This window comes from Chromobacterium aquaticum (assembly GCF_021129195.1).
Taxonomy (GTDB): domain Bacteria; phylum Pseudomonadota; class Gammaproteobacteria; order Burkholderiales; family Chromobacteriaceae; genus Chromobacterium; species Chromobacterium aquaticum.
Genome location: NZ_JAJOHW010000050.1, coordinates 1 through 534, shown reverse-complemented (window position 1 = coordinate 534; position 534 = coordinate 1). Strand labels below are relative to the sequence as shown.

The window sequence follows — 534 nt, the reverse complement described above, 5'->3', positions numbered from 1 at the left end:
GCGTCGTCCAGCCCCTGCTGGCCCGCGCCCAGGCCGGCGAAGCTTTCCATCATGCGGACATCGTTGTCCAGCAACACATGGACATCCAGCCGGCCGTTGTTCTCGCCCGGCGTCCAGTGCGCGCCCATCGCCGGCAGTTGGCCATGCGGCAGCAGCCAGCCCTTGGCCTCCTGGCAAGGCAGGCCATGGGCGGCCAAGAGCCGCGCCAATACCGGCGTGGGATCCAGCGGTTCTTGAGGCGCCGCGGAACGGTTATCCATAGTGTTTGCCGACAAGGTATCCATCCTGTTTCATTCAGTCGCGATGGCCGGCAGTTTACCATCTGCGGCCGGCGGCGGCGCTAGAGCCTGAAGCTGGCCGCGGCCTGACGCAGCCCGGTCGCCAGCGTCTCCAGCGCCTTGACCTCGGCCTCGGCCTCCAGCGCGGTGGCCCGGGTCTGCCCGGCCAGGCCCGCCACCTGCTCCATATTGCCGGCCACGTCGCGGTTGGCCTCGGCCTGCTCCGCCGCCGCGCCGGCCACCGCGCGGATATTGT

Annotated in this window: 1 protein-coding gene and 1 pseudogene; both read right to left on the bottom strand. The window is 69.7% G+C overall.

Features of this window, described 5'->3' with window-relative positions:
- The coding region (locus LQT98_RS08425; RefSeq protein WP_231461914.1) for a DUF6348 family protein at positions 1-260 on the bottom strand (260 nt) is incomplete at its 3' end.
- An 80-nt stretch (positions 261-340) separates the two neighbouring features.
- Positions 341-534: pseudogene (locus LQT98_RS08420) on the bottom strand (hypothetical protein); the annotation flags it as partial.